Origin of the sequence: Brevibacterium sp. W7.2 (genome assembly GCF_018137945.1) — a bacterium.
Classification (GTDB): domain Bacteria; phylum Actinomycetota; class Actinomycetes; order Actinomycetales; family Brevibacteriaceae; genus Brevibacterium; species Brevibacterium sanguinis.
Genome location: NZ_CP073089.1, coordinates 312044 through 326091 on the forward strand (window position 1 = coordinate 312044; position 14048 = coordinate 326091).

At 68.3% G+C, this 14048-nt stretch carries 12 protein-coding genes; 6 read left to right on the forward strand and 6 right to left on the reverse strand.

The genetic code is table 11. The annotated features are described in order from the left end of the window. Window positions 1-211: 211 nt before the first annotated feature. Window positions 212-1249, reverse strand: a complete 1038-nt coding sequence (locus J9315_RS01385) for a hypothetical protein (protein WP_211978651.1) — start codon at window positions 1247-1249, stop codon at window positions 212-214. A gap of 201 nt (window positions 1250-1450) precedes the next feature. Between J9315_RS01385 and J9315_RS01390 the strand changes: the two genes are divergently transcribed. Continuing rightward, the gene (locus J9315_RS01390; protein ID WP_211978652.1) at window positions 1451-2254 is read left to right on the forward strand and encodes a 3-oxoacyl-ACP reductase; all 804 of its coding nucleotides are present in this window, start codon (window positions 1451-1453) and stop codon (window positions 2252-2254) included. Window positions 2255-2369: 115 nt separating this feature from the next. Next, window positions 2370-3230 (forward strand): MurR/RpiR family transcriptional regulator, encoded by an 861-nt coding sequence (locus J9315_RS01395; protein WP_211978653.1) that lies wholly within the window; start codon window positions 2370-2372, stop codon window positions 3228-3230. 69 nt (window positions 3231-3299) lie between these two features. Here J9315_RS01395 and J9315_RS01400 read toward each other — a convergent pair whose 3' ends face one another. From J9315_RS01400 to J9315_RS01415, 4 genes are all read right to left on the reverse strand, one after another. Beyond that, window positions 3300-3545, reverse strand: a complete 246-nt coding sequence (locus tag J9315_RS01400; protein ID WP_211978654.1) for a hypothetical protein — start codon at window positions 3543-3545, stop codon at window positions 3300-3302. Window positions 3546-4197: 652 nt separating this feature from the next. Next, complete coding sequence (locus J9315_RS01405; protein WP_211978655.1) at window positions 4198-4773, reverse strand: alpha/beta fold hydrolase; 576 nt, start codon at window positions 4771-4773, stop codon at window positions 4198-4200. A gap of 17 nt (window positions 4774-4790) precedes the next feature. Further along, window positions 4791-6374, reverse strand: a complete 1584-nt coding sequence (locus J9315_RS01410; RefSeq protein ID WP_211978656.1) for an FMN-binding glutamate synthase family protein — start codon at window positions 6372-6374, stop codon at window positions 4791-4793. A gap of 966 nt (window positions 6375-7340) precedes the next feature. Further along, window positions 7341-7709 (reverse strand): hypothetical protein, encoded by a 369-nt coding sequence (locus tag J9315_RS01415; RefSeq protein ID WP_198499882.1) that lies wholly within the window; start codon window positions 7707-7709, stop codon window positions 7341-7343. A gap of 108 nt (window positions 7710-7817) precedes the next feature. Here J9315_RS01415 and J9315_RS01420 point away from each other — a divergent pair, with 108 nt between their 5' ends. The 3 genes from J9315_RS01420 to J9315_RS01430 all read left to right on the forward strand — a co-directional run bounded on the left by J9315_RS01420 (window position 7818) and on the right by J9315_RS01430 (window position 11677). Beyond that, window positions 7818-9629: an HNH endonuclease signature motif containing protein gene (locus tag J9315_RS01420; protein WP_232623747.1), complete on the forward strand. Its 1812-nt coding sequence runs from the start codon at window positions 7818-7820 to the stop codon at window positions 9627-9629. 66 nt (window positions 9630-9695) lie between these two features. Continuing rightward, a complete protein-coding gene (locus J9315_RS01425; RefSeq protein WP_198499881.1) occupies window positions 9696-10874 on the forward strand; it encodes an MFS transporter in 1179 nt (392 codons plus the stop codon). Window positions 10875-10885: 11 nt separating this feature from the next. Beyond that, the gene (locus tag J9315_RS01430) at window positions 10886-11677 is read left to right on the forward strand and encodes an enoyl-CoA hydratase-related protein (RefSeq protein WP_198499880.1); all 792 of its coding nucleotides are present in this window, start codon (window positions 10886-10888) and stop codon (window positions 11675-11677) included. A gap of 13 nt (window positions 11678-11690) precedes the next feature. On the opposite strand, the gene J9315_RS01435 is transcribed toward J9315_RS01430, so the two are convergent. Next, window positions 11691-12299: an NUDIX hydrolase gene (locus J9315_RS01435; protein WP_198499879.1), complete on the reverse strand. Its 609-nt coding sequence runs from the start codon at window positions 12297-12299 to the stop codon at window positions 11691-11693. A gap of 142 nt (window positions 12300-12441) precedes the next feature. Between J9315_RS01435 and cls the strand changes: the two genes are divergently transcribed. Then, window positions 12442-13929: a cardiolipin synthase gene (gene cls / locus J9315_RS01440; protein WP_232623746.1), complete on the forward strand. Its 1488-nt coding sequence runs from the start codon at window positions 12442-12444 to the stop codon at window positions 13927-13929. Window positions 13930-14048 lie beyond the last annotated feature (119 nt).

The window sequence follows — 14048 nt, forward strand, 5'->3', positions numbered from 1 at the left end:
ATCCCTTTTCGGGTCGTTCGTCGACGTCTGCGCCCACCGTCCTGGCGGGCAGGGTGGGCGGAGGAAGTTCGGGGACTATCCTAGCGCGCGGTGTCTGAGACTGTGCTCAGTGCCGTCGCGGCGCGGTTCCGGCCCAGGTGCCGGGGCTGCTGCCGGGGTCTGTGCCGGGCTGCTGCGCCTGGGCGCCCGGGCTGCCGCGCCCGCGGGCGGCTCAGCGCGTGAACCACGTGAACCCGTCGTAGAGCAGGCCGGTCGCGGCGAGGACCGCGATGCCGGCGAGCACGATCGAGGTCACGGTGTGCGAGACCTTCGAGGACTGGAAGCGCTCGGCGCGCGAGTACGCCATGGGCCGATCGGTGACGTTGTGGCCGAACTGGGCGAAGATCCGCCAGTCCATGACGTCGATGAGGGACTTCGCGGCGAGCGTGAAGACGATGATCGCGCCGATGGCCATGAAGAGGAGGAAGACGAAGCCGAGGAAGCCGTACGTTTCGAAGAACGTGACGACGCGGTCGCCGATCGCGGTGATGAAGCCGGAGAACCCCTCGCCCAGCGGCAGCGGATCAAGGGAGTCCATGATCGAGTTGAGGGTCATCCGGTCGCGTTCTGTGCGGCTGGCCCCGATGTACATGACGAGCGCGGCGGCCAGGGCGACGCCGAGGTTGATGATCGTGATCGTCGAGTTGTCCGGCCAGAAGTCGAGGTTCCTGATCGTGTACGTCGAGGCCAGCGCCACGCAGATGATCGCACCGACGAGCGCGCCGACCGTGGCGGGCAGGAGGAGGTTGTTGAAGAAGACGAACGCGATGGCCGCGAGCAGACCCGCGCCGAGGATGTACGTGAAGACCGCGAGCGTGTCACCGTTGCCGGCCGTCGCCGCCCGCCGGTTCTGCGCGATCATCTGACCGGAGTGGGCGATGTTCTGCGTGAGCTCGGCGGTCGTCGCCTTCTCATCGTCCTCGGTCGTCGACATCACCCGGGTCTCGGCTTCGTCGGCGCTGTAGGCGCGCATGTCCCGACGACGCTGCTGCGTCGGCGGCTGACCATAGCCCTGCTGCGCATATCCCTGCTGGTCATAGCCTGGCTGACCCGGCTGTCCGTAACCCGGCTGCCCGGGCTGCGCTGCGCCGGGGCCGCGGTACTCGGGGGCCGGGTACCACTTGCCGACCTTCGCGGCGAGCACGTAGATGAGGATCACGACAATGGCCGCGAGGACTCCGATCGAGAGGTTGGCGCCGATCTCGGCCATAGGCTCCTCCTTGCAGGGCTGACGGTGGATTGGACAACAGTGGTCTTGTCCTATTCTATTGGCTTCCCGCGCGCGGTCCTGCGACTCGGTGATCCTGAGATCCGGCGTTCCTGTGACTCTGCCGTGCAACCGCCCCGACTGCACCTGTCATGGGTAAGCTGGCCGCAGAGCACTCGCGCCGGCCTTCGAAGGAGAATCCCGATGAGCAACGCCCAGGCCTTCTCGACCGCGGCGATGCCGCTCGACCAGCAGCTCGTCCTCGTCACCGGGGCCGGCCGCGGCCTGGGGGCGGCGATCGCGAAGGCGTTCGCCCACGTCGGCTCCGCGGTCGTCGTCAACTACCGCTATTCCGCGGATGCCGCGGAGGAGCTCGCCGAGGCGATCCGCGCTCGCGGCGGACGTGCGGCGGCGCTCGAGGCCGACGTCACCGACGACCGGGCCGTCGATGCGATGTTCGACGCCGCCCACGCCGAGTTCGGGATGCCCGTGTCCACCGTCGTCAACAGTGCGCTCATGGACTACACGTTCGACGTCGAGGGGCGACAGCCGGCGGACGAGATCGACTTCGCGGACCTCTCCGACCAGTTCCGCGGCACCGTCGGCTCGGCGATGAACACGGTCCAGGCGGCGATGAGCGGGTTCCGGGAGATCGGCTCGGGGCGGGTGATCAACGTCGGCTCGAACCTCGTCCAGAACCCGGTGGTGCCGTATCACGACTACACCGCGGCGAAGGCGGCGCTGCTGGCGCTGACCCGGACGTTCGCGCGGGACCTCGGGCCGCTCGGGGTGCGGGTCAACATGGTCTCCGGCGGTCTCCTGCGGACCACGGACGCCTCGGCGGCGACGGCGGAGGAGGTCTTCGACCGGATCGCCGAGGCGAGTGCGCTCGGGCACGTGACGACTCCGGAGGAGTTCGCCTCGGCGGTGGTCTTCTTCGCCTCCCCGGACTCCCGCGCGGTGACCGGACAGAACCTCATCGTCGACAACGGGTATGTCATGAGCTGACACCCCATTTCCAGTTCGGCCTCGCTATGCTGGAGCGATAGTTGAGGCGGTGACCTGCGGGAATCGTGCTGCCTGGGCGGTGGAGTCGAGGGCGATTTCCAAAGGAGAGGGACCGATGACGGACGACGGGCCGAGCCTGGCCATCAGCCTGCGTGCGGTGATGTCCCGGCTCACTCCGGCGGAGAAGAAGATCGCACGCGCCGTCCTGGCCGCCTACCCGTTCGCCGGGCTCGAGCCGATCGCCGACCTCGCGCACGCCGCCGGTGTCAGCGGACCCTCGGTCGTGCGGTTCGCGCGCACGCTCGGCTTCAGCGGCTACCGGGAGTTCCAGGACGCCCTCAAGGCGGAGATGCGCGAGCGCGAGGAGTCGAATCTCTCGCAGGCGCTCGCCCCCGGTGAGGGGGCGGAGTTCGATGCGGCGCGGACCGCGTTCCACGCGGGCATCGATGAGACCTTCGACTCGGTCATCGGCGACGAGCTCGAGCGCACCGTCGAACTCCTCGCCCAACCCAAGCGCAGCGTCGCCCTCGTCGGCGCGACGTACACGGCCCACATCGCCGACATCTTCCACGCGCAGCTCGGCTCGGTGCGCTCGGGGGTCGTCCGGGTGCACGCGAATCCGCTGCTCGCGGCCGCTGATCTCCTCGACCTCAAACGCGGCGACATCCTCGTCGTCCTCGATGTCCGGCGCTACGATCCGGCGATCACCGAGGTGGTGCGGATCGGGAAGGAACTCGGCCTCACCGTCGTCGTCTTCACCGACCTGTGGCTCTCCCCGGCGGCGTCGCTGGCTGATCGGGTGCTCACCGCCGAGGTCCGGGCGGCAGGGCCGGCGGACACCCTCGCCCCGATGCTCGCGCTCGTCGAGACGGTGAGCGAGCTCGTCGCCGCCGAGCTGGGGGAGGCCGCCGTCGACCGCCTCAGCCGCATCGACCCGCTGCGGCTGCGGCTGAGCAGGGGCGCGGACCGGCTGTGACGGGCAGACCGGCGCCTCGGGAGGCCGCGAGCTGAGCGGGCGGCTGCCTCGTGCGGGCGACGGTTCACCTCACCGGCGTCGTCCCGGGTGGCGGCGCTGGCCGAAGGGGACGCTCGGGAACCCGGTCGGGATCGCGTAGGACCGTTCGCCCCCACCGCCGGTGGTCGTGTGCCCGTTTCCGGATCCGCCGAGGCTGCCAGAGCCGCTGTCGCTCGCCCGGTAGGGGGCCGGTCCGTCGGGGCCGGGCGGGGTGACGGGGATCCCGGAGGCCGGGGTGCCGATGATGGGGATGTCACCCGTCCCACTGTCGTTCATCGCGACCACCGGCACGAGGGATGTCGGCGCTGTGTCGAGGAGACACGGGGAGCGCCGGGGTCCTGGGGTGCCGTCCGGGTACGTCGAGGGGTGGACGCAGGAGGGGAGTCGGGCTGCGTCCGCCGACGGCTCGTGGTGGGAGCCGTCGGATCGGGGCGGGTGCTGGTCATGGGGATCCGTTCGCAGAGGTGGGCGCAGGAGGGGAGCGGCGAAGTTCGCCTGGTGCGCGGTGCTTGCAGCGTGGGGTGGTCGCTGCCAGCCGGTGCGCATCGGAGTGCTGGCGATGAGGGAGCTCCGCCGTCGGAGCCTCGCAGGAGGAGGCGGACGGACGGGGCATCGCAGCCTGAGCCGGGGAATCGAGGGCGCGGAGGTGACCGTGCACCACGGATTCCGAAGGTCGCTCACCGGTATGGAATTTTCATTCCAGAGTAGAACATTGCGTGACGAATGTAACCCCACTTTTAGAAGATTTTTCAATGACGTCATCAATGAGGCGGGCTTGTCAGGTGAGCTTGCCTGTATCGGAAACCGCCGCGAAAGGGCTCTGCCGCGGTGTGCGGGGCGTCGCGGGCGACGGCTGAAATGCTCGGTGAGCGGCTCGGCGAGTGGCCCGGTGAGGGGCCCGGTGAGGGGGCGCCGAGGGGCTGCCGATTCAGTCCGCGAACTCCGCGAGGAAGCGGTCGGCGCGAGCGAGGAGCAGGGCGGCGCTCTCGGACTCGAAGTCCGGCGATTCGGGGTCGCTGAAGAGGTGCGAGCTGCCCGGGTAGAGGAAGGACTCGGCCGGTGCCCCGGCAGCGGCGGCGGATTCCAAGAGGGTCTCCGCCAGACCCGGCGTGCGCCATTCGTCGTCGACGGCGAAGTGGATCTGCACGGGCACCTGCGGCTGCCAGCGGGTGCGGGAGGGGAAGCCACCGCCGTGGAAGAGAAGGGCCGCGCGGGCGCGGGAGTCGTTCTTGCCCATCTGCTGGGCGACGCTCGCTCCGAGCGAGAGCCCGGCGAACACGAGCGGCCCGGTCAGCTCGCTGCTCAGCTCGGCGACGCGGTCGACCAGCGTGCGGAAGCCGACATCCCGGGAATGGGCCACCCCCGCCTCGGCGCTGGTGAAGGTCTGCCCCGCGTAGTAGTCGGGGGTGTGGACCTCGTGACCCCGGCTGCGGAACTCATCGGCGATGCGGCCGATGCCGGGGGTGAGCCCGAACGCGGAGTGGAGGAGGACGATGCGGCTCATGAGCGTGTCCTGCCTGGTCAGCGGCTCTGGCCGCGGGCGATGTGGAAGGTGTCCGCGCGGGCGGTGGCCCAGTCGGCGGCCCAGTCCTCGGGGGCGCCGTTGAGGAGTTCGCCGGGTTCGAGCCAGTCGTAGAGGCGGGCGTAGGACCAGGATTCGGACGGGGAGAGGTTGCGGCGGAGCATCGTCGGTTCGAGTTCGCTGGGATGGGCCGCGCCCATCGAGGCCATGAGGCGGACCGCCTCGGCGACGGTGCCGTCGTGGTAGTTGCGCACGCGTTCGGCCTTGTCGGGGACGTAGATCGCGCGAGCGCGGCGGGGATCCTGCGTGGCGACGCCGACGGGGCACTTGCCGGTGTGGCAGACCTGGGCCTGGATGCAGCCGACGGCCATCATCATGGCGCGGGCCGAGTTCGTGAAGTCGGCGCCCTGGATGAGGCGCTTTACGATGTCGGAGCCGCTCGCGACCTTGCCCGAAGCGCCGATCCTGATCTGGTCGCGCAGCCCCGCGCCGACGAGCGCGTTGTGGACGATCATCAGGCCCTGGGTGAGGGGGAGGCCGACGTGGTCCTCGAACTCCAGGGGCGCGGCACCCGTGCCGCCCTCGGAGCCGTCGACGATGATGAAGTCGGGGGTGATCCCGGTCTCGAGCATCGCCTTGCAGATCGCGAGGAACTCGGTGCGGGAGCCGACGCAGAGCTTGAAGCCGGCCGGTTTGCCGCCGGAGAGCTCGCGCATCTTCGCGATGAACTGGAGCAGCTCGATCGGGGTGGAGAAGACGCGGTGGTTCGGCGGGCTGATGCACGTCTGACCGACGGGCACGTCGCGGATCTGCGCGATCTCCTCGGTGACCTTCTTGCCGGGGAGGACGCCGCCGAGGCCGGGCTTGGCTCCCTGCGAGAGCTTGAGCGAGGTCATCTTGACCTGCGGGTCCTGGGCCTTCGCGGCGAACTTGTCGGGGTCGAAGTCGCCGTCGGGGGTGCGGGCGCCGAAGTATCCGGTGCCGAGCTCCCAGATGAGGTCGCCGCCGAACTCCTGGTGGTACGGGGAGATCGAGCCCTCGCCGGTGTCCTGGGCGAAGCCGCCCATCGCCGCGCCCTTGTTGAGCGCGCGCACCGCGTTGTCGCTGAGCGAGCCGAAGCTCATCGCGGAGACGTTGAGCAGGGAGATGTCGTAGGGCTGGGTGCAGTCGTTGCCGCCCACCCGGATCCGCGGCGGGGTGGGGGAGTTGGGCAGCGGGGTCGTCGAGTGCATGAGCGCTTCGTAGCCGGTGCGGTCGACGTCGTGCTCGGTGCCGAAGGCGTGCTCGGAGAGGATGCCCTTCGACCGTTCGTAGATCGTCGTGCGGGCGTCGCGGCTGAAGGGTCGGCCGTCCCAGTTCCGTTCGATGAAGTACTGCTGGATCTCCGGTCGGATCGACTCGAGGAGGAAGCGCGCATGTCCCGCGATCGGGTAGTTGCGGAGGATCGAGTGCTTCTTCTGCGTGACGTCCCAGGCGGCGAGTGCTCCGAGCCCGACCGCCGAGGCGGCTGCGGCGATCCGTGCGATGCGCTGTCCCGTGGTCTCACCGGTGACCAAGCGAACGATGGGGAGCTGACCTTTCATTGCGCCTCCTTGGGTTGCGCGTCAGCGCAGGCACCGAGGCGGCGGTGCGCGACGGTGGTCACTGCACGGACTGACGGTGCTGTGGGAACTGACGGCTCTGTGCGGAACTATCGGCTCTGTGGGAACTGATGGGTCTGTGCGGATCTGACGGCTCTGTGCGGGCGGCGAGCCGCGCAGGCCAGCGCGGACGACGTGCACAGATGTGCCTCAAGCCGAGCCTAGACCGCCGGAACGGAGATTTCAGGAAAGGGCCACCTGAGTTTTCGTGAACCCTGGGTGGTCTCGGTGTGCGCGGTGGGTGGTCTCGGCCTGCGCGGTGGGTGTTCGGAGGTGGTGGTGCGGGGTCGGTGTTGGGGTCGGGAGGGAGCGCGAGTCGGGAGTTGGCGTCTGGGGTGGCGGGGAGTCGTGGGTGGAGGGGAGTCGAGGATGGATGCGGAGTCTGGAGATGGGCGAGGCCGGGACGGAACTGCTCGGAGCTCAGGGGCGGGGCGGTCGGCGCAGCGAACCGAGGGTGAGTGCGGTGGCCCAGGGGCGGACGCGGCGGTGGGTGCGGCGGACCGGGACGGTGGGCGCGGTCGGCGCGGCGAACCGAGGGTGCGGTCGGCGTGGGGCGGTGATGTCGGGTGAAGTCGTTGCGAGTTCGATGAATTCCCGACCGCGTACGTCCGTGACCAGCGACTTCTGTCGGCAGGCGGAAATCACTGAGTGAATGAATTCATTGTGAAAAAAAGATCGAATAAATTGGGAACAGACTGTTGTGCATGTCACACTCGCGGAGTAGAATCAGACCAACAACGATGAGCGTTGGCGAACGGATCAGGAGTCATGACACTCACCCCGGACAGGCAGAACCACGGGAACGGCGACCGTGCCCGTACGTCGCCTGCGGGGAAGCGGGGATCCGCGTCGAAGCGACCGGGTTCATCTGGGCCGAGTTCTTCTGGGCCGGGTTCATCTGGACCGGGGTCATCCGCAGGCGGCTCGAGTCGACCGACCGGAGCTCCGGAATCGCTGTTCGACCAGCTCAGGGATGCCGGACTCGACCTCAGCGGCAGCATCCACGCCGAACTCTTCGAGGAGATCCCGGCCGTACCGGAAGCTGAGGGTCCAGCGTCGCCTGAGACGTCGATCGCTGAGGCTTCGATCCAGGAGACTCCGGTCGAGGGGGCTCCGTTCGATGGGAATCCGGTCGGCGAGGTTCCCGTCGTTGACGCTCACATCGACGAGGCTCAGATCGGCGAGGCTCAAAGTGATGCGACTCCGGCCGGGGAAGCCCCCGGCGCTGAGGAGCCCGATGACTCTCCCGGTGCCAACGATCCCGATGACTATGGGCATCGCCGCAGCGCAGCGCTCGCGGCCGACGTCTCGGCGCTGTCGGTCGACGAAGACGTAATCGGCCCGGGACCCATCGATGACGACGACCCGGCTGCGGCGGTCGCCGACATGGCTGACACGGGGAACGTCATCTCCGCCTCGCAGAATGCCACGCTCGACACGGGGAACGCCACGTCTGACTCGACGCGCTCTATGCCGGACACGAGGAAGCTGAGCCGGCATCCGCTGCTCACCGATGCGGCCTGGTCCCGTCTGTCCGAGTTCGCGCCCGAAGTCCTCGACAGCATCACGAACCTGACCCGGCTCGAAAGCGAAGTCCGCACCTTCGAACGGCCGGTGGGCCCCGACGACGCGGTGATCCTCGCCGATGCGCTCGAAGCGATCAACCGCGTCAACGCCTCACTCAACGCCGTCACCCTCGCCATCTTCCAGCGAGTCGGAGTGCCCACGGACTTCGGCGCGAAGACGACGAAGGCACTCGTCAAGGATCGTTTGGGACTGTCGGACCAGGAGGCCTATCGGCGCACCGAGGCGGCGAACAACCTCGGCGGACGCGTCGACCTCTCCGGTCAGCCGATGCCGCCGCTGGCCCCCAAGGCCGCAGACGGCCTCCACGAGGGAGTCCTGTCGGCGAACCAGGCGGCGGTCATCGCCGAATGCATGAAACGACTGCCTGCCTGGGTGAGCGCCGAACTGCGGGCCGAGACCGAGGAGCGACTGGTCAAGGAAGCGCCCAACGTCCGCGTCTCCGACCTGCGCGAGATCTTCCAGCGCATGCTCGACATCATCGACCCCGACGGCAAGGAGCCGTCCGAGGGACGCGACCGGTCGGACTACTCGGTTCATCTGCGCGCTCGCCGCAACGGTGACTGGGAGCTGTCGGGTCGGCTCGACCCGATCACCGGCGGCCTGCTCAACGGCCTGCTGACCTCGAGAATCGAGTCATGCCGGACAACCGGCGAGCAGGGCGGCGCGGATGCAGCGAGCGGTCAGGGCGACGCCGGCAGGAATGGCGACGCCGGCAGGAATGACGACCCCACCAGTGATCGCGATGCCAGCCGAGATGGCGGCCTCGGCAGCAGCGGGTTCCCCGGCACCGAGGCGGCCGGCGAGGAGTCACCCAGCGCCTTCGACGTGCTCGATGCGGTGCTCTCCGGCGACCGGCACGATGCGCCGCTGTTCGCTCAGGACGGCACCGGCCAGCGACTTCCGGGCACGGGCACCAGTGCCGATGCCTCGGGAGGAACGGCTGCGATGGCAGGTCACGGCGGTGCGGACGGCAGCGCCTATGGAGTGCGCAGCGACGGCACGACGGTGAGCACGATCGACGCTCAGCCCTCGGCCCGCCGGTGGATCTACGAACGATTCGCCTCCCTGATCGGCAAGATCGAGATGAATCGCCCGAATTCGGGCGCGAGGTACTCGCTCGTCGTCACGGCGAAGGCCGAGGATCTCGCCTCGAGAACTGGCCAGGGCAAGACCGGCACCGAGAATCCGGTGCCGATGTCCGAACTCACCTCCTCCGGACTCAACGGCAGAGTGTTCTTCCACCTCATGAGCGACTCGGCCAAGACGGTGCAGGTCGCCACCGAGAAGCGCTTCGCCGACGAGAAGCAGACGGCGATCATCACGGCGAGGGATATGGGATGCACTTTCCCGGGCTGCGATGCACCGCCGGGGTGGTGCGAAGTCCACCACATCGTGCCGTGGATCGACAACGGCATCACCGACATCAACAACCTCACACTGGCCTGCGGAGCACACCACCATCTCATCGACAGATCCGATTGGCACGCAGTGATGCTCACCAGCGGGCAGCCGGCGTGGGTGCCACCCGCCTCGATCGACCCGGAGCGACGCCCCATCCTCCATGCGAAGTTCGTCGCCCAGGGGATCATCGACACGCTCTTCGACGGCTGAGCGGTCACGGGTTCGCTCTGCGGAACGGTTTGAGCGATCCCGTCCTGCAGGCATACCGTGAGGACCATGAGCACCGGTGAGCCGAACGCGACGAGCAACCGGCGCACCATCGTTGCAGTGTTCCTTGCCGGCATCTCGGTCTTCCTCGTCCTCTACGAGACCCAGGGCCTCATCCCCGCCATCCGCGAGGCGTACTCGATCGACACCCCCACCGCGAGCCTCACGGTCTCGGCGACGAACGTCGCCATGGCCTGCTTCCTCATCCCGTTCTCACTGCTCGCCTCCCGCATCGGCCACGCCCGGCAGATCGTCGGCGGCGTCATCCTCGCCGCAGTCCTCGCCCTCATCCTGCCGTTCACCCCCAACCCCGAACTGCTCATCACCGTCCGCTTCCTCCAAGGCGTGGCGATCGCCTCGGTGCCGGCCACCGCGATGGCCTACCTGTCACTGCGGCTTCCGCCCTCGGCTCTGCCCGGCGCGATCGGCGTCTACATCGCCGGGAACACGATCGGCGGCCTGTGCTCCCGGCTGCTCACCGGACTCGCCGCCGAAGTCCTCGGCTGGCACGGCGGCCTCGCCTTCACCGCAGCGGTCGCGCTCGCCATCGGACTCATCGTCGTCTGGCTCCTCCGCGGCGACATGGTCCGACCCGAGTCCGATACGACTCCGCGCGACACGACCCGATCGCCTCGACGAACCCCGAGCGGACTGTGGGGAATCTACCTCACCGGGTTCCTCTGCATGATCGTCTTCGGTGGCTCCTTCACAATGCTCGGCTCCCGACTCCAACAGGACCCGTGGAACCTCAGCGAGGGCACCGTCGCCCTCTTCTTCCTCATCTACCTCGTCGGCACCGTCGTGACGACGTACTACGGTCGCCTCGCCGTGGCCTTCACCCGCCGTCGCCTCACGCTCATCGGCATGGCCACCGCGATCATCGGCGCCTGCCTCACCCTCGTCGACTCCCTCCCGCTCATCGTCATCGGCATGTCGCTGCTCACCGGCGGCTTCTTCCTCGGCCACACCGGCGCCTCGGCCGCCGCGAGCACCGCCCGACCCGGCGTCGACACCACGCGGTCCTCCGCCATCTACCTCACCGTCTACTACCTCGGCACGAGCCTCGGGGCCTGGCTCTCCGCCGTGCTCTTCACCGACTTCGCCTGGCCGGGCGTCGTCGGCATGTGTCTGACCTCCCTGGTCGCCGTGATCGTGCTCACCCTTGTAGGGTTCAGACAACGCCAGTGAAAGGATCCTCGATGCCCCAGATCGTCCATTCCATCGCCGACGGCGTCGCCCACGTCGAGATCGACCGCGCCGACAAACTCAACTCCCTGACCAGGGACGTCTTCGAGGAGCTCGTCGAGGTCGGTCTCCACCTCAGCACGCTCCCCGAGGTGCGCGCGATCGTCCTCTCCGGCCGCGGGCGCGCCTTCAGCGCAGGTCTCGACCTCGCAGAGATGGCCCGGATCGCCGAGGAGGGACCCAGTGGCATCGGCGCCGACGGTGACCTCCTCGGTTCAGCCCGAGCACTCGCTCAGAAGGCCGTGCACGTGTGGTCCCTCGTCGAGGTGCCCGTCATCGCCGCGGTCACCGGGCCCGCCCTCGGCGGGGGCATGCAGATCGCCCTCGGCGCCGACATCCGAGTCGCGAGCCCCGACTCCCAGTTCTCGCTCATGGAGATCAAATGGGGGATCATCCCCGACATGTGCGGCACCCAGCTGCTGCCCCGTCTCGTCGGCCCCGGCATGGCGAAGAAGCTCATCGTCACCGGTGAGGCGATCGGCGGCGTCGAGGCGCAGCGGATCGGACTCGTCGAGGAGCTCGCCGAGGACCCGATCGCCAGAGCCCTCGAGCTGGCCGCCGACATCGCCGCGAAGTCCCGTCAGGCGCTCGTGTGGTCGAAGCGCCTCGTCGACCTCTCCTACTCTGTCCCCTTCGCCGAGGGACTCGCCGCCGAACAGCAGGCGCTCTCCGAACTCCTCGGCTCGGACGAACAGCGCAGGGTCGTCGAAGAGCGCCTCACCAGCATGCGGGCCTCCCGCCGCTGAATCGAAGCCTGGCTCAGCGTGCCTCGTCCGGGCGCACGACGTCGATGGCGCGGGGCCCTGCCGTGACCGCTGCGGCGGAGGCGAAGGTCGCCAGCTCGCTGAGCAGGACGAACGTGGGACGCATGAGCTTGAGCTCGCCGGCCGACTCAGCGGCGAGGAGCGCCGCGACCGACAGCCACTCGCTCGTGTGCGCCTCGGTCGTGACATGCTGCGGGGCCAGCGCATCATCGGCGGCCATGACGTAGAAGTACGTGTCGAAGCGCTTCGGCTGTCCGAGCGGGGTCACCCAGTTCGCCCACGGTGTGAGCGCATTCGGGTCGATGACGGCACCCGTCTCCTCGGCGACCTCACGGACCGCGGTCGCGATGAGGACCCGCCAATCGTCGATCGTGGAATCCTGCCACGCCGCCCGGTGGAGCTCGGGGTCGGAGACGATGACCGCCTCGGCGCCGGCGACATCGACGGGATCGACACGGCCGCCGGGGAAGACGACGACACCGGCGGCGAAATCCATCGTCGAGACCCGGTGCTGGACGAAGACCTCGAGTCCGGACTCGCCGTCCCTGACCATGATCACGCTCACGGCTGGACGGATGGGGACGGCGGTGGGATCGACGGTCATAGCAGTGGACACCTTCGGTCGGGGCTGGTCATCACATTATCGCGCGTTCGCACCGCGGATCGGCAGGGTGACCTTGCGCGATACGATGAGGAAGTCAGAGCCGCCCCGGCGGCCGGAGTGCCAGGCGGAGGAGGTGATCGACGTGGAGGTCTACCCTCTCTTCACCGTCGACAGCGCCTGGCCGAACTGGCTGATCTTCCTCCTCTTCGCCGTCGACCTCCTCATCCGGATCATCGCGCTCGGGTGGATCCCGCACAACCGCCGCCCGTCGGTGGCGCTCGGCTGGCTGCTCGCGATCTTCCTCATCCCCTATGTCGGGCTGCTCGCGTTCCTCCTGCTCGGCTCGTCGAAGCTGCCCAAGCATCGGCGGAAGAAGCAGACCGTCATCAACGACATCATCCGCGAGGAGTCGAACGAACAGGCGATCGTCGGCGAGCACAGCCACCTGCCCGAACCCCTGGCGACGGCGGCCCAGCTCAACTTCGACCTCGGCGCCCTGCCGATGACCCACGGCAATGCGTTCATCCTGCACACGGACAACCACGAGTGCATGGAGGCGATGGCCGACGCCATCGACGCCGCCCACGACTACGTCCACTTCGAGTTCTACATCGTCGCCATCGACGCGACGACGAAACGGCTCATCGACTCCCTCTTCAACGCCCACGCGCGGGGAGTGCGGGTGCGGATCCTCATCGACCACCTCGGGTCGATCGGGTATCCGGGCTATTCGGAGCTCGTCAAACGGCTCGACTCGTCGGGGATACCGTGGCGCCGCGCCCTCCCGATCCGCCCCTGGCGAGGCGAGTATCAGCGGCCTGACCTGCGCAATCATCGCAAGATCCTCGTCGTCGACGGGGTCAGGGCGTTCACCGGTTCGCAGAACATCATCGACCGCTCGTACAACAAGGCCCGCAACCGGCGGAAGGGCTTCCAGTGGATGGATCTCTCCCTCGAATGCGAGGGGCCGGTCGTCGACGAACTCGACGCGGTCTTCACCACGGACTGGTATTCGGAGACCGACGAGCTCTTCGACGAGTCCGCGCAGCTCGAACTCAACGCCCCCATCAGCGGTGGCGCCCTCGCCCAGGTCGTCCCGTCCGGTCCCGGGTTCGAGGACGAGAACAACCTGCGACTGTTCAACCACCTCATCTACAACGCCAACCGCACGGTCGTCGTGTGCTCCCCGTACTTCGTCCCCGACGAGTCGCTGCTCCACGCGCTGACGACGGAGGCGCGCTCAGGCGTCGACGTCCGCCTCTACGTCGGTGAGACGAGCGACCACTGGCTCACCCACCGCGCCCAGCAGTCGTACTACGACGAGCTCGTCCGCGCCGGGGTCCGCATCTTCATGTACCACGCCCCGACCGTCCTCCACTCGAAGTTCCTCCTCATCGACGACGATGTGTCGATCATCGGGTCCTCGAACATGGACGAACGCTCGTTCGCGATGAACCTCGAGGTGACGATGTTCATCGTCGACAAGGAGTTCACGGCGCGGATGTACGCGCTCGAAGCCGAGGAGTACGCGCCGAACTCCGTCGAGCTCGACGCCGAGGAGTGGCGGAACCGGCCGCTGCACAAGAAGTACATCGAGAACGTCGCGCGCTTGACGAGCTCGCTGTTGTAGTCGCGGGCAGTGCGCTGCTCAAGGCGCTGCCAGTGTGCCGCTGTAGGCGCTGTCTGACGAGCTCGCCGCAGTAGACATTGGCAATACGAAGCGGCGGCTGCCTCGATGAGGCAACCGCC